Consider the following 19,223-nt stretch of genomic DNA (forward strand, 5'->3'; position numbering starts at 1 on the left):
CCACCTCACCGCACCACCCGCCAGGGCGCCACCGACCCCCTGCCACGTCGCCGGACCACCCGCCAGGGCGCACGGACCCCGGGGACTGACCTCGCATGACTACCCGTCGAGGAGGACGGACAACGATGACCGCCGATCTGACCGTGCGGAACGCCAGGATCCACACCGTCGACGACGCCTTGCCCCGCGCACAGGCGCTGGCCGTACGGGACGGCCGGATCGTGTGGGTCGGCGCGGACGCCGACGCGCCCGCGGCGGCGGAGACCGTCGACGCCGGAGGCCGCCTGGTGCTGCCCGGCTTCGTGGACGCGCACAACCACGTACGGCTCGGCTCCGACGACGCGTGCGTGCAGCTCGCGGGGGCCGCCGACCTGGCCGAGATCGGCCGCAGGATCGACGCATGGCGGGCCGAGCACCCCGAGGCCACCTGGATCGAGTGCGAGGGCTTCGACTACACGGCCGTCCCCGGCCCACCCCGCGCCGCCGACCTGGACGCCCTCACCGGCGCCGTCCCCACGATCGTGTTCGGCTACGACGTGCACACGCTGTGGGCCAACACCGCCGCCCTGCGCCGCCTCGGCATCGACCGCGACCACACCGAGCTGCCGTTCGGCGTGGCCCAGGTGGACGCCACCGGCACGCCGACGGGCTTCGTCACCGAGTTCGCCGTGCGCGGGCTGTCCCGGGAGGGCCATCGGGCGCTGGCCGCGCTCGGGGTGCCGTGGGCCGGCCCCGACCGGCAGTACGCCCGGCTGCTCGCCAGCCTCGACATGGCGACCGGACACGGCATCACGACCATCGTCGAGCCGCAGAACTCCCTGGACGACCTGCGACTGTTCGAGCGCGCCCGCGCCGAGGGCAGGCTGCGCTCCCGCCTGATCGCGGCGCTGTTCCACCCGCGGGGGACGTCCGCCGCCGACCTGGCCGACTTCGCGCGGGCGGCCGCCGCCTACGACGACGACCGGCTGCGCGTCGGACCGCTCAAGCTCTACATCGACGACGTCGTGGAGCCGCGCACCGCCGCGCTGCTGGAGCCGTACTGCGGGCACGGCGACCACCGGGGCGAGACGTTCTACCCACCCGGCGAGTTCGCGGACCTGCTGGCCTCGCTCGACGCGGCGGGCTTCCAGGCGTTCGTCCACGCCACGGGCGACCGGGGCATCCGCACGGTCCTCGACGCCGTCGAGCACGCCCGGCGCGTGAACGGCCCGCGCGACGCCCGCCACCAGGTGGTCCACGTGGAATGCCTCGACCCGGCCGACGTGCCGCGCTTCGCCGAGCTCGGTGTCGTGGCCTGCATGCAGCCCCGGCACTGCTCCCCCGACATCGCCGGGCCGGGACGCGACTGGGCGGAGGCGGTGGGGCCGGCCCGCTGGGCCAAGGCGTGGCCGATGCGCTCCCTGCACGAGGCGGGCGCCGTCCTGGCCTTCTCCAGCGACTGGAACGTGGCCGAGATGGACCCCATGGTCGGCATCTACACGGCCGTCACCCGGCAGGGGCTCGCGGGTGGACCCGCGTGGATGCCGGAGGAGGCGGTCAGCCTGGAGACGGCCATCCGCGGGTACACGCTGGGGTCGGCCTACGCCAACTTCTGCGACCACGACAGGGGCTCGCTCACCCCGGGCAAGCTGGCCGACTTCACGGTTCTCTCGGACGACCTGTTCGCGATCCCGGTGGCGGAGATCCCGGGGGTCCGGGCGGACCTCGTCGTGGTGGGCGGGGAGGTCGTCCACCAGCGGAGCTGACCGGGCGGACGGCCCCACCCGGCGCCGTGGGCGGGGCCGTCCCGGGGTTCTACCGTGGGGCCGTCCCCGGAATCTGCCGTGGGGCCGTCCCGGGGTTCTGCCGAGGGGCCGTCCTCGGGTTCTGCCGGGGGGGCCGTCCCCGGGTTCTGCCGGGGCGGCTCCGCGGCCGGGCGGTCTTTCAGGTGTCCGCCGCGGACGGCCATCGCGTGGGCGGCGGGCAGGCCCCAGGTCCGCGCCCCGGAGGTCCGCCCGCCGCAGATCCGCCGACGTGAGGAACATCCTGGTCAACCGGGGTGGAGCGGAGAAGTCCATGCTCCGCGCGGACAGGCCGACGAGCTTCGCCGCCCGCAGATCGGGTCGGTTCGGCTCGTCCCTCCTGGGCCTGCGGGCCAGGGCGGTCATCGCGGCGTCGACGTCAGCGGGCAGCTCGATCCAGGCGAGTTCCGGATCGTCGTCCTCGGCGACGTATTCCCCTTCCGCGTTCCTCTCGCGCATCGTGCGCGCCCGGACGAAGGAACACAGGACACCGATGACCGCCGTGTGATCGACCGCCGATTCGGACATCACGTGTTCCAACGCGTGAATACCGCCCAGCCGCTCCTCGAGCTTGTCGGAGGCGAGCTGGCCGACCGCCTTGCCGAACCGGTCCGTCACCTGTCCGCCGACGGGTGTGCGGCGAACCAGCGCTTCATCCTCGACGTGTCATGCCCATAGACAATCAGACACGGCGATCTTGCGAGTCCCCGCACGACCCCGAATGATGGTCTGCACCATGGACTTCACCATCAGCTACCAACCCACACCCGACGACGTGTCACGAGCGCTCCAGCAGGGCGTGATGCGGCAGCTCAAGCTCGTCTCCCTGGCAGTGCCGCTGGTCCTGGCCGCGTCGGGGCTGGCGTGCCTCGCCGTCGGCGCCGTCGGGCTCGGAGCCGGCATGCTCGCGGGCGCCGTCGCCTTCCCCCTCGTGCTGAGCATGGTGATCCGCCGGATGGCGAAGCGGCAGCTCACCTACTTCTGCGTCCCCACGACGCTGCGGGTGACCGGCGACGGTTACGAGACGCGAACCGACCAGTCCACCACCGCGACCCGGTGGTCGCTTTTCAGCCGGATCGAGACCACTCCCGAGTTCTGGCTGTTCTTCGTCAACAGGCAGTTCACGGGGTTCCTCCCGAGACGCGCGTTCAGCGACGGGCAGCAGGCCGAACTCGACGGCCTCTTCGCGGTCAGGAAGGAAGCACGCCGGTCAGCGAGGGCCTGACGTCGCCAGCGGGAGACAGCCGGACCCCGGTGGCCCGCTCCCCCGGTCGTGGATGTTGCGTTTCACGCGGTTTGTACCACGGGCGCCGGTCAGGCCAGAGAAGGCGGTCGCTCGTTGTCGAGGAAGGTCAGCACGGCGAGAACCCTGCGATGGCCGCCGTCTGAAGGCGGCAGTCCGAGCTTGGCGAAGATGTTGCCGATGTGCTTGTGCACCGCGTTGTCGGTGACCGTCAGCCGCTGGCCGATCTCGGTGTTGCTGAGGCCCTGGGCCATCAGCGCCAGCACCTCCCGCTCGCGGCCGGTGAGCATGTCGAGGCCGCTCCTGCGGCCGATCATGAGCTGGGAGATGACCTCGGCGTCCATGACCGTGCCGCCCGCCGCCACCCGCCGGAGATCCTCGATGAACTGGCTCACCCGGCTGACCCTGTCCTTGAGCAGGTATCCCACTCCTCCGGAGCCGTCGGCGAGCAGCTCGCGGGCGTAGAGCCGCTCGACGTACTGAGAAAGGACCAGGACCGGCAGGGCGGGGTCGGCCTGGCGGAGCGCGACGGCGGCCTTGATGCCCTCGTCCCGGAAGGACGGCGGGAGCCGTACGTCCACGATGACCAGATCGGGCCGGTGCGTGGCGACGGCGTCGGCCAGGCCGGACGCGTCCGGCACCACCGCGGACACCTCGATGCCCTTGCTGCCCAGGAGCAGCTCCAACCCGGCCGACAGCAGAACGTTGTCCTCGGCGATCACGACGCGCACGGCAGCTCCACGGTGATGGTGGTGGGGCCGCCCGGCGGGCTGTCGACGCCCACGGCCCCGTCGAAGGCGGCGACTCTCTTACGGATGCCGGCGATGCCGGTGCCACGCCTCTCGTCGACGCCGCCCCGCCCGTCGTCGGCGACCTCGACGTGGAGGGTGTCGTCTCTCCGGGCCAGCCGTACGGTCGCCCGGGTGGCACCGCTGTGCTTGGTGGCGTTGGTGATCGCCTCGGACACGATGAAGTAGGCGGCGGTCTCGACCGCGGCGGGGACCGGCCCGAGGTCGTCCAGGTCCGCCTCGACGGGCAGGCCCGCCTGGGCCGCCACAGCGTTCAGGGCGCCGGCCAGCCCCCGGTCGGCGAGGATGGGCGGGTACATCGTGCGGATCACCTGGCGCAACTCGGCCATCGCCGCCTCGGTACCTTCATGGGCCTCCTTGAGCAGCCTGCCGACCGTCCCGCTGTCGTCGCCGAGCGCCTCCCTGGCCACGCCCAGTCGCATCGCGATGGCCACCAGCCTGGCCTGGGTGCCGTCGTGCAGGTCGCGCTCGATCCGGCGCAGCTCGGCGGCGTGCGCGTCGAGCACGCCCGACCTGCTCTCGGTCAGCTCGTCGACCCGCGCGGCGAGCCGGTCCTCCGAGGACGGCGCCAGCGCGGCGAGGCAGGCGTCGGCGTGCATGCGGGCCAGCTTCGGCACGGTCCGCCAGGTGAGCGCCGCTCCCACGACGATCTGCGCCAGACCCAGGCCGAGCGCCTGCGACCATCCCGTCACCGGGAACGCCACCATCAGCCGCAGCGGGTCGTCGGCGGGGAACAGCCACCACAGCGGCGCCTCCAGGACGGCGTTCACGACGAGGCCGACGACGGTCAGGGCGGCCAGTCCGGTGGGTATGCCCGTCGCGACGTGCCGCACGGCCCACCGCAGGTCGCGCCGGCTCTCCGGACTCCGGAGCACTTCCCGCAGCTGGGCGCCGACGCCCTTCGGAAGGCGTGCTTCCCTCGTGGACACCGTGACGCCGAGGAGCGCCGCCGCCCGCCCCCGGTTCCACTCGGCCCACCTGCGCAGGATCGCCATCATGCGCGGAACCGCCACCAGACCGCCCGGAGCCAGCACGGCCATCACCAGGAGCGGCAGGGCGATCACCGTCGCCATGGCGGAGGGCAGCAGCACCAGGTGGTAGCGGATGCACCGCCACAGATACGTCAGTACCACCTAACGAAGGATCTTTCGGGCAGGAAGCTCCATGGCCCGGCACACTACCAACACCACGGCGTGCTCTTGCGCGAGCCCGACGGCCCCGTCACCGCCACGAACCTGCCACGGGGAAAGGCGAGGGAGACCTCGTCGAGCGCCACCACCTCGCCGTACGCCTTGGTCACCCGGTGCAGGCTGACGGCAGAGGTCACGAACGGCGTCCGGCGACGGCGAGGGCGATCAGGCCCGCGATGCCCGCCACGCCGCCCGCCAGCCCGACCAGCGTCACATCGCCGGCCATGGCGATGTTGGACACCAGGTTCACCGTCACACCGACCACCACCAGCACCCAGAGCAGGGCACGGAGCAGACGGCGCCGCGTCCGAGGGCGGTGCGGCGGGCGGATCGCGGGGTCAATTCGGTACAGATCGCTCATGAGTCCCACGCTAGAAGCGCCCGCCGTCCGGGAGAATCCCGCCCGCCGCCGGATGGACGGTACAGCCCGCTGTAGTAGGCGCGGCTCGGTCGCGGCCGTCAGGACCGCGTATCGTCACGATCCGGGTCGCCTGGTGGCCATGTGTCGAACGGCGTCGGCCGCATCGAATCCCTGAACTGCTTCGCCCTGGTCACGCAGTCAGGGCAGATGGGGGCCTTGACGGATCTGGCCAGGGCTCCCGGTGTCGGCTCACGGTGGGTGCCCAACACCGTCATGTCCGGAGGAAGCCCGGTCTCGGGGTCGATCGTGGCGGTCATGACAGTCGCGGGGATGTAGCCGAAGGTGCGCTTGCATCCATGACATCGGCCGATGGTCGTGATCTGCTCGTCTCCCATATGGCGTCCGCCCTCCTCCTCCGCACCGTACAACGTGAACCCCGAGCGGGCGCCGGTCAGGCCACGGGGTGCGGTGCCGTACGGGACTGACCGGCCATCAGGTGGTCGATGAGCGCCAGCAGCACGTCGCGGCCCGCCGTACGGTCGCGGGCGTCACAGAGCACCAGCGGCACCTGCGGATCCAGATCGAGCGCCTTGCGGATCTCCTCAGGGGTCCGGTCCCTGACGCCGTGGAAGCAGTTGACACCGACGACGAAGGGGATGCCGCGGCTCTCGAAGAAGTCGATCGACGCGAAGCTGACGTCCAGCCGGCGGGTGTCGACCAGGACGACCGCGCCCATCGCTCCGTTGACCAGGTCGTTCCACATGAACCAGAAGCGTTCCTGTCCGGGGGTGCCGAACAGGTAGAGCACGAGCTCGCCGCTGATGGTGATGCGCCCGAAGTCCAGCGCGACGGTGGTGGTGGCCTTGTCGCCCACCCCTTCCAGATCGTCGACGCCGACGCTGGCGTGGGTCAGGTACTCCTCCGTCCGAAGGGGAGGAACCTCGCTCACCGCGCCGACCAGGGTCGTCTTCCCGACGCCGAAACCACCGGCGATCAGGATCTTCACCGCCAGGGGGGCAGCGCCCCCGTGGTCAGAGCTTGCGTAGCCCATCCCTCACCGCCTCGAGGATTGCCATGTCGGGAAGCCCGCTCGCCTGGGCGAAGGCCAGCGGTGGCCGGGCCCGCAGCTGACCGGCCTCGATCAGGTCACCGATGAGGATCTTGGTCACCGACACCGGGAGGTTCAGCGCGGAGGCGACCTCGGCCACCGCCAGGGGCCGCTTGCACAGCGCGAGAACGGTGCGGTGCTCCGGCTGCATCCTCCGCAGGCCGCGACCGGTCTCCGGAGAGACCTCGGACATCGTCGTCACCAGGGTGATCAGCGCGAGATCGTCACGCTCGGAGCGGGTCCGCCCGCCGGTGATCGTGTAGGGACGGACAAGGGTCTCGTCGGCGTGATCGTCGTCGAAACCCTCCGTCCAGTGCTTCATCCGTGTCTCCCCGCATCGTCGGGCCGCGGGGTACGCGTGCCGGTCCCCAGCTTCTGGCCGACCTGCTGGACCAGGGTGTGCATCGCGACAGTCATCAGTTCGGCGTCGACCTCCTGGGAGGCGACCACGGCCAGATGGGTGCCGCGGCCCGCCGCTGTGACGAACAGCCACAGGTCGGCCATCTCGATGATGACCTGGTGAACCGGTCCGCCGCTGAAAAGCTGTCCGACACCGCGAGCCAGGCTCTGCTGGCCGGTGGCGATCGCGGCGAGGCGTTCGGCGTCCGAGCGTTCGATGGTCCGGGACCGGCTGATCACCAGGCCGTCGTCGGACAGCACGATGGCGTGCCGGGTGCCCGCGACCTGGTCGACCAGGCCGTCCAGGAGCCAGTCCAGGTCCGTGTCGGTGGCGGTGGTGCGCTGCGTCATCTTCGATCTTCCGTCGTAGGGGAACTGGGGTCGGGGGTTCCGTTCGGCCCGGGCTCGGCGGCGTCCTCACCGGTCCGGCGCCTGCGGGACTGCCTCTGGAACGCCCCGATCGTGGCACTGGATCGGCGGGGCTGGTCGCGGAGGGCCCAGCTCTCCTGGTCGGGCTGTTCATCCCGGTCCGCCGGGAGCCTGAGCTCGGTGACCAGGTTGGCCTGGCGCACCCGTTGGGGCAGCGGCCTGCGGTCGGCCGGCGGCTGCGCGTCGTCCCGATCCGGTGATCCGCCGGCGGGCGTCGTCACGGAGGCCATCGCGCGCCCCCTGGAGCGAGTCGGCAACTGCGCGTCCTCGTGGGGCGGGCGGTGACCGGCCGTACCTTCCCGCGGGTACGACCGCGGACCGGTGGTGTCCTGCGCGACCTCCTCGGGGAGCGCGACAGACTCGGGGACCGCACGAGGGCGGTCCACCACCAGCGGTTCCGGGAGCAGCACGATGACACGGGTGCCGCCGAAGGCCGACGGCCGCAGCTCCACCTGGAGACCCAGCCCCGCGGAGAGCCGGGCGACCACGTACAGGCCGAGACGCACGTCGTCGGCGTGGGTCATCACATCGAGCTGCGGCGGCGACTTCATCAGGGCGTTGGCGGCGGTGTACTGCTCGGGTTCCATGCCCAGGCCGCGGTCCTCGATCTCCACGGCGATGCCCCGGCTGACCGGTGCGGCCCGCACCTCGACGGGGGTCAGCGGCTTGGAGAAGGTGGTGGCGTTCTCCATCAGTTCCGCCAGGACGTGGACCAGCGGTCCCACCGCGCGCTCGGCCACCCAGGGTTCGCCCTCGACGTCGATCGAGATCCGCCGGTAGTCCTGGACCTCGCCCTGCGCGGCGCGCAGCACGTCGAGCAGCCGTACCGGCTTGCGCCAGCGGCGCTGCGGCTGGCCGCCGCCGAGGATCACCAGGTTCTCCTCGTAGCGGCGCAGCCGGGCGGTGAGGTGGTCCAGGTCGAACAGGCCCTCCAGCACCTCGGGGTCCTCGTGCTTGCGCTCCAGTTCGTCCAGCTTCTTCAGCTGAAGACCGATGAGAATCTGGGTACGGCGGGCGATGCGCTGGAGCATGCGCTGGAAGCCGCGGTGTTGTTCGGCCTGCCGTACGGCGGTGAACACCGCGCTGCGACTGGCCAGGTTGAGGGCCTGCCCGAGCTCGCCGAGCTCGTCGGGGGTGGGCTCGACCGTGCGTACTTCCGCGTCCACGTCGACGTCCTCGCCGCGCTCCAGCCGGGCGACCACGTCGGGCAGCCGCTCCTGGAGGTGGTGGGCGTCCTCGCGCAGATGGAGGATGCGCCGGCGGAGAATGGCGGTGAGGCGCCAGCTGGTGACGATCACCAGGCCCAGGGCGAGCAGGCCCACACTGGTGATGCTGATGAAGATCACGAAGAGCTGGTCGGCGTGGCCGTAGCCGAGCGCGCTGACGTTGTCGAGCCGGAGGCTGAGGAGTTGCAGCAGCTGCGCGCTGACCGTGTCCACCGACGAGCGCCACGCGGGACCGACCTCGCGGAGCGTCACCTTGTCGCTCTCGGCGCCGACCCCGGAAGCGACCAGCCGCCCCTCCAGAGCGGTCATGGTCTCCCACGCCTTGCTGGTCGTCAGCGTCGCGTACCGGCTCTCGTTGTCGAGGAGATGGGGGATCACCCGGGACCGCAGCAGGTGCTTCCTGGTGCCGATGGCGTCGGTGACCAGGGCGTACTCCTCCCTGGTCAGGCGCCCGCTCTCCCAGCCACGGGCCAGGACGGCGTCCTCGCGGCCGAGCATGTCGACGACCCAGAAAAGGTCGATCAGCGTCTCCGCCTTGCTGTTCACCTCGCCGTGGTCGGTGTGGCTGAGAACGGTCAGGACGCCGAGGCCCGACTCGAGGACGCCGCTGTAGTAGTCGAACGCCTTCTGCGGGCTGGACCAGCCGTCGTCGACCGCCCGGCGCTGCTGGTCGAGCAGACCGAGGTCGCGTACGGTCCGGGCGATGGCCTCGGAGAGCCCGTCCGGTCCTTTGGCGGTGTCCAGGGAGGTCAGCGGACGGAAGGCGCTCACGGCCCGGTCGGTCACCGCGCGCTGCTTGGCAAGCTTGTCGCGGGCGGCGCCACGGGGGTCGGCCTGCGCCTCCGCGGTGAGCCGCCGCTCCTGGTCGAGGCTGAGGAACAGGTTGGCCGCGGGTCTGCCGACGGTCGTGGTGGCCAGATCCATCTGGGCCTTTTCCGCCCGCCACTGGCTGGACAGCTGGAACATGCCCGACGCCAGCAGCGGAGCGAAGGTCACGCTCGGCACGAACACCACGATGAGCAGCACGGTACGCAACGGCAGCCGGCGGGCACCGGCCAGTCGCCGCGGCCCGCTGCCGGTCGACCCCGATAACCCGGTCCCGTCGCCGATTCCCGTTCGTCGTCGCCCGACCCTGCCCCATCCAGCCACGTGCAGGACACTCTCCTCACCGATCGGTGCGGTCATGACGAAAATCACCAAAAGAGGTGGCCCGATAGTAGCCATACGGCAAGTTGCGTCGAAAGCCCCCGCCTCACCGGCCCGGCCGCGAGCACCTGCGCACGTCGCGGTCCACCCGGCCGCGTCGCCGTCCCGTGCGAACATCGCCGACCTCCGGGCACGGGCGGGCTTGAGGGCCCACCAGCGGTCACATCGCCGCGGGCCGCGGGCCCTGCGGCGCGCGGGCCAGCGCTGTTCGGGCGGGGCGGTGGTGTTCGGGCGGGGCTCGTGTTCGGGCGGGGCTCGTGTTCGGGCGGGGCGGTGGGGTTCCGGCGGGGCGGTGGTGTTCGGGCGGGGCGGTGGTGTTCGGGCGGGGCGGAGGGGTTCCGGCGGGGCGGCTCTGCGTCAGGCGGCCGGTCGGATCTCGCGCGGGCGCGGGAGACGATTGCCCGCGTGAGGGCCTGTTCGGCGGCCACCGAGCGGGGTTCCGTCTCCCTCTAGGATGCCGATCATGCGTCCTGCTCCCCTCCTCGCCGCGACCGTGCTCGCCTGCCTGCTGTTATCCGGCACCGCACCCGCGGCGTCCGCCTACCCCATCAAGGACCGCGCGCTGACCGCGAACGAGCTGTACCGTACGGGCGAACTCCAGGCGAGCCGGTGCGCGGAGCGCGATGTCCGGCCGAACGACGCCGCCGCCGCCAAGCGGTACCTGATCGCGGCGCTGAACTGTCTCAACCGGTCGTGGGGCGCGCACTTCAAGCGGGCGGGCCTGCCCTTCACCAGGCCCAGGATCGGATTCATCACCAAACCACGCAAGTACTGCGGAGACGCCTGGGGCAACGCCTCGGCCACCTACTGCTACGCCGAGCAGCGCTTCCTCGTGCTGCTGGACGATTCCCTGCTCGAAGACCCATCCGACCTGTACCTGTTCCGTCTGGTCGCGCACGAGTACGGGCACCATGTGCAGTACCTCACCGGGATCGACCGCGCCTACGACCGTCATCCGTACCGGAACAAGAGGGAACTGAACGAGCAGAGCCGCCGCGTCGAGCTGCAGGCGGAATGCTTGAGCGGGATGTTCATCGGCAGCGTCTGGGACTCCCTGAAGGATCGCGACGAAGAGGACTGGGAAGTCCTGCGGGAGATCATGTGGAAGAGCGGAGACGTCACCCACGGCAAGGGACACAACATCGCCGCCTGGCTCGACAAGGGCTTCCGTGCGACGTCCCCGCAGGTGTGCAACACCTGGACGGCCTCCTCCTCCAAGGTCGCCTGACCACCCTCGCGAGCCATGCGGCCCGGTGGTCAACGCGCAGAGGTGACGCACGTCAGCCCGGCCACCTTTCTGCGTGAGCACGCACCGCGCCGAACTGATAATCCCGGCAGATCAGACCAGCAGGAGGGGTCGCACGAGGTTCCAGCAGTCCACGTCCGCGGCGTTGAGCAAGCCGGGGCGCGGGTCGGCCGGCCGATAAGGGCTGCCATCGGGACGGCGCGCGAAACCGCCCGCCTCGGTCAGCAGCAGGACACCGGGGGCGTGGTCCCACGGCAGGGTCCGGTGGAACAGGACGAAATCCTGCTCGCCGTCCAGCAGCCGGGGATAGTCCACGCCCGCGCAGCCCGTGCCCGGTCCCAGAGCGGCGAACCGAGGCGCTGCCGCCTCGACCCGTGCTCTCGCCGGCGGATCGAGGAACCTGGTGAGTGCCGCCCCGCGTAGTGCGGCCGGATCGGCGGGAGCGGGTTCCCTGCGCACCCGAACCCCGTCCCGCCAGGCCCCTGACCCTCGCTCGGCGACAAAGACGCGGCCGTCGGCCGGCCGTACGATCCACGCGGCAACCGTCTCCCCGTCGCGCACCAGCGCCGCCATCACCGCGTACTCGGGACGACCGGCGACGAAGTTCGAGGTTCCGTCCAGCGGATCGACCAGCCAGGCCGCCGGCGCCTCCCGCAGCGCCTCGAGCAGCCGAGGATCACCGGCGGTCGCCTCCTCGCCGACGACCGGGGCATCCACCACTCCGCGCAGCCCACGGCTGATCAGCTCCTCAGCCTCACGGTCGGCCACGGTGACCACCTCGCCGGGCGACTTCTCGGCCACCTCGCCATCGGCCAGCGCCCGGAACCGGGGGGTGATCGCGATCTCGGCGGCGTCGAGGAGTATCTCGGTCACCTTGTCGATCCACATGACCCCGACCATAGCCCTGCGCCATTCCGGACGAGCCCAGATGTGGTTCAGCGCACCATGACTCACCAGCCATTCGCACGGGAACTCGTGAATCGCGCCGCGCGCAGGGGTCGCCCGCGAGCCGTTCCCGATCGTCCCCGAGAAAGGAGCACGAGCGCGGGCCTGACCACGAAAATCGGGTTCCTCACCGGCCGCCGGGGCCTCTAATTTGGTGGCCATGCTCCCCGACCTGCGCGAAATCCAGTCGGCTGAGTCGTACGCCGCCCGGCGCAACGACCTCGCGTTCTGGGCCCCCTGGGCGAGGCACGGCCTGAAATCGCTCGGCTTCCCCCAACCGAGCACCTTCCGGATCCCGGGCGAAAGCACGAACCCGGTGCTGGTCGGCGACAACGGCATCGTGGTGAAGCTGTACGGCGAATACTGGTGCGGCCCGGCCAGCCTGTGTTGCGAATCCGAGGCCTACGAGGTGCTCGCCGGGCGCGGGCTGCCCGTTCCCCAGTTGCTCGGGCGTGGCGAGCTGCTGCGGGACTCCCCCGGCTGGCGCTGGCCGTTCCTCGTGTTGTCCGAGGTCACCGGACACTCATGGCGGCAGGTGGTCGCAGAGGCGGACCGCGCGACCGAGCTGGAGCTGGCCGCGCAGGTCGGCACGCTGCTGGGGCGGCTACGGGAGGTCCCGCTCACCGGCGCCGACATCCTGCGCCCGGGTTCGGCGGCCTTCGGTGACGTGCTGCGCGAACGCAGGCAGAAGACGGTCGCCGACCATCGCGCCTGGGGATACCTGTCCCCCCGGCTGCTCGACGCGGTCGACGATTTCCTGCCTGACGTCGATGACCTGCTCGGCGGCGTGACGCCGGAGTTCGTCCATGGCGACCTGCACGGCGTGAACCTGTTCGTCGACCCCGAGCGCACGGCGCTCACCGGGCTGGTCGACTTCAACGACGTGTACGCGGCCGACTTTCGTTACGGCCTGGTGCGACTGCACCTGGACACCTTCCGCGCCGATCGCGAGCTGCTGGCCACGGCGCTGCGCCACGCGAACTGGCCGGTCTCGGCCGGCTTCGCCGAGGAGATGCTCGTCTACACCTTCCTGCACGACTTCGAGGTGTTCGAGGAGACCCCCCTGGACCTGCGCGAGATCACCGACCTGACCGAACTCGCCCAGGTGTTGTGGGGCATCGGACAGTGACCCAGGCGGGGCTGCCTCGCGATCATCCCGGAGCCACGCGCCCCGCCGGAGGGCCCTTGTTGGCCGTGATCCGTTCGTGGGACATTGCCCCGTGGACGAATATCGGCGATCTCTCTGGTACAGATCCTGCTTGGCTCTGACCATCTTCGACCTTGGATGGGTGGCATCGGGACTGAGCTTGGCGTTATCGGATCTCAGCAAGCCATGGCCGTCATGGCACATGTGGACCGGCATCGGGATCGGCTTTGTGACCTCGATCATCAACGTGGTCGGTCGCACGCGACACCGGGCTTGGACCAAGCTCTGAGTTCTGGAGCCGACCCAACGGCAAGCCAGGCGGGAAGACATTCGCGCGGCTCCCACCCGTGACCTGCCCCTTACCGGAAGGATCTGACCTCGCGGAACGGCGTGACGCAGCCGTCCGGCGCGATTCTCGCCGATCGCAAGGCGCGTATGGGACATGACAGCGACCGGGCCACGCTCATCCACCAGCACGCCACGCGTGACGCCGACCAGAAGATCGCCGACGCCCACGACCGCGAGAGTGCTGACCGTCGCTGACGCCGCCGTCGTCTCTTTCCGCCACACGCACGAGCTCGCGCAGGTGCATGGGAGAGGATCCGACGTCCGCCGCCCTCACCCTCAGGGAGCGATCAGAACCGGAGTCCCCAGAGGCAGTCCTGCCAGCACCTTGAGCGCGGAAGCAGGCACCCGGACGCAGCCGTGCGTGACCGCCTTGCCGAACACCTTCCGGTCCGGCCAGCCGTGGAAGGCGACCGTACCGGGACCGCCGCCGAAGGTGTCGAGCGTCGCCGAGTGCGTGCCGAGCGGCAGGATCAGCGGGCTGTAGGTTTTCTTCTTCGGCGACATCAGGGCCAGCAGGAAGGTCCTGCCCACCGGGGTGGGCGTCTCAGGGCCGCCGACGGCCACCGTCCAGGTGCCGAGCTTCTTGTTCGCGTTCATCACGGTCAGCTGCCTGGTGCCCAGCTTCACGATGGCGCGGTAGCGGCTGCGCGCCTTCTTCAGGCCCGTGGCCTTGATCCAGCCGGTCACGTGGTTGGGCTTACTGGGCAGGAGCACGCGGTACCAGCCCTTGCGCGCCTCCACCACTGGGACCCAGGTCTGGCTGCCGAGCTGCTTCGCCGGAAGGGTGGCAGCGGGCGTGCCGCCGGGCTGGGCGTAGACGGCCACCGTGCGTGCGGGATGGACCACGAGGCCGCTCAGCTTGCCGTACGTGTCGGTGTCCTGCGGGAGGCCGCTCAGCTCCGTGAACGTGGTGGCCGCGGGAAGTGCGGCCGCCGTGACCGAGGCGCCTGCGGCGACGGGCGATGCGGCAACGCTGGCGTGGGACGAGGCGACGACGCTCATGGCGACGAGCGCGGCGCCAATGAGTCGGCGGGGGGCAGCGAGCGGCACGATCGGCTCCTGAAGTGCTATGACACATACGACACGAACGCGTAACCATCTGGCCAGCTAGATAACGGTTTGGAACGGTTGAACACGCCGGCCCAGCGGGTGTGACATTTTTACACAGATGAGTCCTATGAGGCTCTAGCTCACTCATAACTCCCGAGGTGCGCTCGTGACACCCCCTAGTCTCTCTTCAGTACGTCGCTGGATCGCAGCGGCGCTCATGCTCGCAGTGGCGGCGCTTGCAGTGCTCGCCGTCTCCAATACGGCCTCAGCGGGAGCGGTCCAGGGAAAGCCGCCCGGCGACAACGGCGACGTCAAGATCCACAAATGGACGACGCCGGAGGACGACCAGCGCAACGAGCCGCACGTCTGCGTGTTCTACCTGGTCGGTTTCAACTTCGACGCGGCCGAGCAGGTGAGCTGGGAGATCAAGTCCTGGCCGCCCACGGGTGACCGGACCACTGTGAAGAGCGGCACCCTCGTGCTCAACGAGGACGGGCACGGCCGTACCGTCGACATGACCCTGCCGAACGGGCACTACAAGCTGTTCTGGACATTCGCTGGGAAGCACGGCGCGCCCAAGCACAAGGTGTTCTGGGTCAAGTGTGGGCCCACGCCCACCCAGACCCCTACGCCGACGGGAACCCCCTCCGGAACGCCCACACCGTCCCAGACGCCCACGCCGACGGTGACGCCGTCCCAAACGCCTACCCCGACGGTGACGCCGTCCCAGACGCCCACGCCGACGGTGACCCCCTCCCAGACGCCCACCCCGACGGTCACTCCGACCACGACTCCGACTTCCACACCCACCGCGACGTCCACAGTGACCCCCACGGTGACCCCCACTCCCTCGCGGACGCCCACCTCGACGCCGACGCCGAGCAACACCCCGGCCCCCACCCACCCGGGTAAGGGAGATCGCGAGACGGTGACCAGCGACTGGCTCGAGTGGGACGAGACCATCCCGGAGACGCAGGACCAGCCCAAGCCCGCGCCCACCCCGACGCCGGTGAAGACCTACATCCCGGTCACCGGCTGACACACGACACCGAACGACGGAGGGCCCGGATCACCACGATCCGGGCCCTCCGGTGTATCGGCCTCGAACTGCACGACCGACGATTGACCGCTGCTCGCCGCCCTCAATGGCACGCAACGGCACGACCATCAAGGGGCGTGAGCTGTAGAAGCTCGCATCGCCTGCCCGAGTGTGACGGGTGGCCAACCAAAGCCGATCAGAAACCCTGGGCAAAGCGGCTGACTTCAGGTCATCTGCACCATCCGAGGCGCGTGAAACCATACGACTGTGCCAAACGATGCTGTCCATGGGGGTTCCAACCAGTTCGCCGCTCGTCTCGTGGCCACCGCCACCGGTCCGCTCGACCCCGCGTCGGCGGACGCCCCGCAGGTGCTGCACTGGCCCGGGCGCAGGCTGCTGGTGCAGCGCGGGGACACCGAGCTGGCCGTCCGCGACCTGGACGGGGATGAGACAGAGGTCCGTTTCCCCGCGCCCTGGCCTCGCCGGTACGGCTCGGTGGCCGTCTCTCCCACGGATGACCTCGCCGTGTTCGCCGGCGTGCACGCGCTACGAGCCGTGGATCCGACCGGCGCCGTGCGGTGGGAGATCCGGCACGGTTGTTGGTCCGCCGCCGTGTGCATCAAGACCCATGCCTCGTTCTCCGAGTACGCCGACGACTACCACCACGGCCACGCGGACAGCGGATCGGCGGCCTTCTCCTCGGACGGCCAGCTCCTCTGGGCCCACATCCGCAACCGCGCGGGGCGCGACGCCAAGGAGGAATGGCTGATCGTCGACCCCGCCGATGGCATGGTGCTGACCCGGGCCGAGACGATGACCGTGGGATCGGGCTCCGCCCACTTTCCCCACCCGAACCCGGCGTACATGGGGCTGACTGTCGGCGAGGGTGAGGAGAACTCGCCCGTGCTGTGGGGACACTGGGATGGCGCGAGGCTCGCTGTCCAGCGGTTCCTCGAGGAGGTCCTCCTCTGCGTGAGCCCGTCCGGGGAGTACTTCCTGACCACGGATCTGGGGCAGTGGGCCCTCTACCTGCACCGGGCGGAGGACGGCATGGAACTGCGGCATCTGGACGCCGAGGAAGCCGTGACCCCTCCCTCAAACGAGGACGACGACCGCGCTCGGTGGGACTACGAGGCGGCGTTCCCATACGACGACACCGCCGTGGTCGGCACCGAGTACTACGCGGAGGTCCCCCGCCACTGGCTTGTCGACCCACGCACGATGACCCTGCGCGGCCGGATCGCCTACCCCTTCTCCGTCTCGGGATCTCCCCGATCGGCGGGGCAGGGCGCCTGGTACACGGTCTCCAAGGACCAGACCACCCTCCACCTGTGGAACCTGCCGTACAGGGAATGAGTCGATGGGCTCCATGCCAAGGCCCTGGCACTCGGCGAACGCGCCGTCGCCACCCTCAAGGCCGGGAAGACATTGACCAAGCAGCGCCGCTGCCCCCCGCCACGCGACCGCGATCGTGCACGCCATCCTCGTCCTGCACTACACCGAGACCGCCCGTCAACCACGATGAAAATGGCTCAGTGTGCCTCGCGGCCCTTGATCAATCCCACTACACTCCGGCCGGCCGAAATTGTCACTGACGGACTCTGTGCTTCCCACCCATGAGCAGAAACGAGCCTTCTGTCGTGCACACGAAACGGATGGATGTGGAGGTGGAGGACTGCGGTCAGGTCTATCTCCTGGATCGGGGGGACTACGAGGCCGCCGACAGGCCAGATGACTCACCGACTCACTCCATTGGGCTCATTAAAGTAAAGGGGAGAGGCGTCGCCAGCCTGAACATCGCCACACAGTGGGGCGTGATTCCCTTCACGGTGACTGTCGCCGACCGAGGTCCGGGCGCCGACTTTGACGGCTATGAGGACATCGCGGAGATCAGTTACGAGTCCCCGTCGAGCGAGGTATTTCTGGTGGGATGGCTCATGGATTGGGACGATGAAAAGGCGCACAGCCTTTCCACACTGCTTTCTGGTCCCGGTACGTACCGCTCGGTACCACGTCCGAGGAATGGATGAAGAGCGCTGCTCAGTAGATGACCACTACCTTCAGATATGGCCTGCGCCACAGCATGATGCGGCCATACTGAAAACTATGAAGTCCGAAGACTGACTTGAATCGAGCCCGCGCCGTTAGCTTGGGAATTGCATGAATCTTGGCTCGTGGGCGCGTGGCCGCAGACTGGGTGTGAGTGAATGTGATTTGACCCCCCGTTACCCCGGTTAATGGCACGCTAATGGCACGACGATCTCAACCTGGACCAGGGATTCCTTCTGGCAGTCCTCTGCTCTACGGTGTGCCGTTACGACGTTCTCTGTTGTGATCGGAGTGTTGAGCATGAGGTTAACAACGCCCACGGAGCCGTTCGATGTAGCGGTTGTCTTCCCTGAACTGGCAGAACAACGCAGAACCACAGTTCGGCTGCATCCGCGTCGAGGGATGCCGGCCGCCACAGACAGCTCTATTGGAGGGCCGGTGTTGTGGCCTGCGGATGAGCTGTGGCCTATCTGCCCCATGCCGCAGACTCATGACCCTTCAGAAGGATGCGACCCGCTTCCGCTGGTTCCCGTCATGCAGCTCTTTGCTCGAGATGTTCCCGAGCTGCCCTTCCCTGATGACGCCGACACCCTCCAAGTGCTGTGGTGCCCGCTCAATCATGAACCGTACTTCCAGCCGCACACGATCGTGCGCTGGCGGAAGGCGGAAGCGGTCGGCGATCTCCTCATCGAGATCCCCGCGCCGGATCCTGCCAGCGACGACTCGTACCTCCCTACTGCCTGCATGCTGTCGCCGGAGCGTGTAAAGGAATACCCTGCTGGCTGGGGACTTCCCGCTGACCTCAGGAATCGGATCTGGGCATGGGAAGATGAATTCCCCCACTCTGACGAGTGGAGTTATTTCGCACACCTCTCGAGTGCTCCAGGCAGCAAGGTCGGGGGCTGGGTGCACTGGATTCAGGATCCTGAGAAAGTCGACTGCAGTGAAGGCCATGAGATGGCGCATCTGCTGACGATTGCTAGTCGGGAGTTCGACATCGAGAGTGGGAAGCGTTGGGCTCCTATCGAGGAGCGTCCGCTGCTCGCTCCGCACGCCCCTCTGGAAATACGGGAGCCCACGGATCTCGTGATCCAGGACGCTGGATCGCTCTACCTGTTCGTCTGCCTGGAATGCCCCGAGCGCCCGGTGGGCTCTCTCAGTCAAGGGTCATGAACATGGCCCGGCATCGCGCATAAAGCCGCATGCCTGCGCCTGTCCGATCAGAGGTCACCGTGGCCTGCCGCCATTTGAGCCACCTGGCCGGAGTGCCTGCGGCGTCACCGCCTGTCGATCAGTTCCACCAAGCGGCGCCTCAACCGCGGCCGGCAGGCCCTACTGGTGCTGGTCTACCTGCGCAAGGGCGAGACCTTCGCCGAAATCGCCGCGGGGTTCGACATCGGCACCACGACCGCCTGGCGCTGATCGGGCACGCAACGGGCACGACCGCGAAAACGACCCCAATAGAGATGAAAAGCCCCGGCGATTGACCTGGTCTTTTCTGTGAGTGGAGCCTAGGAGGTTCGAACTCCTGACATCCTGCTTGCAAACGGGAGGGTCACGTCCACGGACGTGGTGTATGAATCGATCTTCGCGTGATCCTGTTTCTGCAGGTTAAGCGGTAAGTGTCTGCGGGAGTGGGTTCTGGGC

19 protein-coding genes and 1 pseudogene are annotated in these 19,223 nt (G+C 69.3%); 9 read left to right on the plus strand and 11 right to left on the minus strand.

Annotated features, from left to right (window positions below):
- Positions 1 to 125 precede the first annotated feature (125 nt).
- Both ACWDLG_RS40095 and ACWDLG_RS40100 read left to right on the plus strand, forming a co-directional pair.
- On the plus strand, positions 126 to 1,745 hold the full coding sequence (locus ACWDLG_RS40095) for an amidohydrolase (protein WP_449930094.1): 1,620 nt from the start codon (positions 126 to 128) through the stop codon (positions 1,743 to 1,745).
- Between the two features lie 772 nt (positions 1,746 to 2,517).
- The gene (locus ACWDLG_RS40100; RefSeq protein ID WP_449930096.1) at positions 2,518 to 3,006 is read left to right on the plus strand and encodes a YcxB family protein; all 489 of its coding nucleotides are present in this window, start codon (positions 2,518 to 2,520) and stop codon (positions 3,004 to 3,006) included.
- Between the two features lie 89 nt (positions 3,007 to 3,095).
- Here the strand turns inward: ACWDLG_RS40100 and ACWDLG_RS40105 are convergent, their stop codons facing one another.
- From ACWDLG_RS40105 to ACWDLG_RS40145, 9 genes are all read right to left on the minus strand, one after another.
- Positions 3,096 to 3,755 (minus strand): response regulator, encoded by a 660-nt coding sequence (locus ACWDLG_RS40105; protein ID WP_449930098.1) that lies wholly within the window; start codon positions 3,753 to 3,755, stop codon positions 3,096 to 3,098.
- On the minus strand, positions 3,743 to 4,966 hold the full coding sequence (locus ACWDLG_RS40110; protein WP_449930100.1) for a sensor histidine kinase: 1,224 nt from the start codon (positions 4,964 to 4,966) through the stop codon (positions 3,743 to 3,745). Before ACWDLG_RS40110 ends, ACWDLG_RS40105 begins: the two co-directional genes overlap by 13 nt.
- Positions 4,967 to 5,010: 44 nt before the next feature.
- Positions 5,011 to 5,160, minus strand: a complete 150-nt coding sequence (locus ACWDLG_RS40115) for a hypothetical protein (protein ID WP_449930102.1) — start codon at positions 5,158 to 5,160, stop codon at positions 5,011 to 5,013.
- Positions 5,157 to 5,384 (minus strand): hypothetical protein, encoded by a 228-nt coding sequence (locus ACWDLG_RS40120; protein WP_449930104.1) that lies wholly within the window; start codon positions 5,382 to 5,384, stop codon positions 5,157 to 5,159. Before ACWDLG_RS40120 ends, ACWDLG_RS40115 begins: the two co-directional genes overlap by 4 nt.
- Before the next feature lie 98 nt (positions 5,385 to 5,482).
- Positions 5,483 to 5,779: a hypothetical protein gene (locus ACWDLG_RS40125; RefSeq protein ID WP_449930106.1), complete on the minus strand. Its 297-nt coding sequence runs from the start codon at positions 5,777 to 5,779 to the stop codon at positions 5,483 to 5,485.
- A 56-nt stretch (positions 5,780 to 5,835) separates the two neighbouring features.
- The gene (locus ACWDLG_RS40130) at positions 5,836 to 6,435 is read right to left on the minus strand and encodes a GTP-binding protein (protein ID WP_354916903.1); all 600 of its coding nucleotides are present in this window, start codon (positions 6,433 to 6,435) and stop codon (positions 5,836 to 5,838) included.
- Positions 6,416 to 6,814, minus strand: coding sequence for a DUF742 domain-containing protein (locus ACWDLG_RS40135; protein ID WP_354916900.1), 399 nt, complete (start codon positions 6,812 to 6,814; stop codon positions 6,416 to 6,418). The genes ACWDLG_RS40130 and ACWDLG_RS40135 overlap by 20 nt, the downstream gene beginning before the upstream one ends.
- Positions 6,811 to 7,242 carry a roadblock/LC7 domain-containing protein gene (locus ACWDLG_RS40140; protein ID WP_354916897.1) on the minus strand — a complete coding sequence of 144 codons (432 nt, stop codon included), beginning with the start codon at positions 7,240 to 7,242 and terminating at the stop codon, positions 6,811 to 6,813. Before ACWDLG_RS40140 ends, ACWDLG_RS40135 begins: the two co-directional genes overlap by 4 nt.
- Positions 7,239 to 9,731 carry a sensor histidine kinase gene (locus tag ACWDLG_RS40145; protein WP_449930109.1) on the minus strand — a complete coding sequence of 831 codons (2,493 nt, stop codon included), beginning with the start codon at positions 9,729 to 9,731 and terminating at the stop codon, positions 7,239 to 7,241. Before ACWDLG_RS40145 ends, ACWDLG_RS40140 begins: the two co-directional genes overlap by 4 nt.
- A 484-nt stretch (positions 9,732 to 10,215) precedes the next feature.
- Between ACWDLG_RS40145 and ACWDLG_RS40150 the strand changes: the two genes are divergently transcribed.
- Complete coding sequence (locus tag ACWDLG_RS40150) at positions 10,216 to 10,980, plus strand: neutral zinc metallopeptidase (RefSeq protein WP_449930111.1); 765 nt, start codon at positions 10,216 to 10,218, stop codon at positions 10,978 to 10,980.
- A 111-nt stretch (positions 10,981 to 11,091) separates the two neighbouring features.
- On the opposite strand, the gene ACWDLG_RS40155 is transcribed toward ACWDLG_RS40150, so the two are convergent.
- Entirely contained in the window at positions 11,092 to 11,886 is a 795-nt protein-coding gene (locus tag ACWDLG_RS40155; RefSeq protein ID WP_449930113.1) for an inositol monophosphatase family protein, read from the minus strand.
- Positions 11,887 to 12,103: 217 nt separating this feature from the next.
- Between ACWDLG_RS40155 and ACWDLG_RS40160 the strand changes: the two genes are divergently transcribed.
- Entirely contained in the window at positions 12,104 to 13,072 is a 969-nt protein-coding gene (locus tag ACWDLG_RS40160) for a phosphotransferase family protein (RefSeq protein ID WP_449930115.1), read from the plus strand.
- A 642-nt stretch (positions 13,073 to 13,714) separates the two neighbouring features.
- Here the strand turns inward: ACWDLG_RS40160 and ACWDLG_RS40165 are convergent.
- The gene (locus tag ACWDLG_RS40165; RefSeq protein WP_449930117.1) at positions 13,715 to 14,488 is read right to left on the minus strand and encodes a L,D-transpeptidase; all 774 of its coding nucleotides are present in this window, start codon (positions 14,486 to 14,488) and stop codon (positions 13,715 to 13,717) included.
- A gap of 226 nt (positions 14,489 to 14,714) precedes the next feature.
- Between ACWDLG_RS40165 and ACWDLG_RS40170 the strand changes: the two genes are divergently transcribed.
- The 5 genes and pseudogenes from ACWDLG_RS40170 to ACWDLG_RS40190 all read left to right on the plus strand — a co-directional run.
- The gene (locus ACWDLG_RS40170) at positions 14,715 to 15,527 is read left to right on the plus strand and encodes a hypothetical protein (protein WP_449930119.1); all 813 of its coding nucleotides are present in this window, start codon (positions 14,715 to 14,717) and stop codon (positions 15,525 to 15,527) included.
- 267 nt (positions 15,528 to 15,794) lie between these two features.
- Complete coding sequence (locus ACWDLG_RS40175) at positions 15,795 to 16,883, plus strand: hypothetical protein (RefSeq protein ID WP_449930121.1); 1,089 nt, start codon at positions 15,795 to 15,797, stop codon at positions 16,881 to 16,883.
- A gap of 260 nt (positions 16,884 to 17,143) precedes the next feature.
- Entirely contained in the window at positions 17,144 to 17,557 is a 414-nt protein-coding gene (locus ACWDLG_RS40180; protein ID WP_449930123.1) for a hypothetical protein, read from the plus strand.
- A gap of 553 nt (positions 17,558 to 18,110) precedes the next feature.
- Entirely contained in the window at positions 18,111 to 18,749 is a 639-nt protein-coding gene (locus ACWDLG_RS40185) for a hypothetical protein (protein WP_449930125.1), read from the plus strand.
- 147 nt (positions 18,750 to 18,896) lie between these two features.
- Positions 18,897 to 18,995: pseudogene (locus tag ACWDLG_RS40190) on the plus strand (helix-turn-helix domain-containing protein); the annotation flags it as partial.
- Positions 18,996 to 19,223: the final 228 nt, after the last annotated feature.

It is taken from the genome of Nonomuraea sp. NPDC003727 (assembly GCF_053586935.1).

Coding starts and splice junctions, on each gene's coding strand:
- ACWDLG_RS40120 (WP_449930104.1), bottom strand. CDS start 5,384: ATGAGCGATCTGTACCGAATTGACCCCGCGATCCGCCCGCCGCACCGC.
- ACWDLG_RS40145 (WP_449930109.1), bottom strand. CDS start 9,731: ATGACCGCACCGATCGGTGAGGAGAGTGTCCTGCACGTGGCTGGATGG.
- ACWDLG_RS40095 (WP_449930094.1), top strand. CDS start 126: ATGACCGCCGATCTGACCGTGCGGAACGCCAGGATCCACACCGTCGAC.
- ACWDLG_RS40135 (WP_354916900.1), bottom strand. CDS start 6,814: ATGAAGCACTGGACGGAGGGTTTCGACGACGATCACGCCGACGAGACC.
- ACWDLG_RS40130 (WP_354916903.1), bottom strand. CDS start 6,435: ATGGGCTACGCAAGCTCTGACCACGGGGGCGCTGCCCCCCTGGCGGTG.
- ACWDLG_RS40150 (WP_449930111.1), top strand. CDS start 10,216: ATGCGTCCTGCTCCCCTCCTCGCCGCGACCGTGCTCGCCTGCCTGCTG.
- ACWDLG_RS40180 (WP_449930123.1), top strand. CDS start 17,144: ATGAGCAGAAACGAGCCTTCTGTCGTGCACACGAAACGGATGGATGTG.
- ACWDLG_RS40185 (WP_449930125.1), top strand. CDS start 18,111: ATGCAGCTCTTTGCTCGAGATGTTCCCGAGCTGCCCTTCCCTGATGAC.
- ACWDLG_RS40125 (WP_449930106.1), bottom strand. CDS start 5,779: ATGGGAGACGAGCAGATCACGACCATCGGCCGATGTCATGGATGCAAG.
- ACWDLG_RS40140 (WP_354916897.1), bottom strand. CDS start 7,242: ATGACGCAGCGCACCACCGCCACCGACACGGACCTGGACTGGCTCCTG.
- ACWDLG_RS40100 (WP_449930096.1), top strand. CDS start 2,518: ATGGACTTCACCATCAGCTACCAACCCACACCCGACGACGTGTCACGA.
- ACWDLG_RS40155 (WP_449930113.1), bottom strand. CDS start 11,886: ATGTGGATCGACAAGGTGACCGAGATACTCCTCGACGCCGCCGAGATC.
- ACWDLG_RS40160 (WP_449930115.1), top strand. CDS start 12,104: ATGCTCCCCGACCTGCGCGAAATCCAGTCGGCTGAGTCGTACGCCGCC.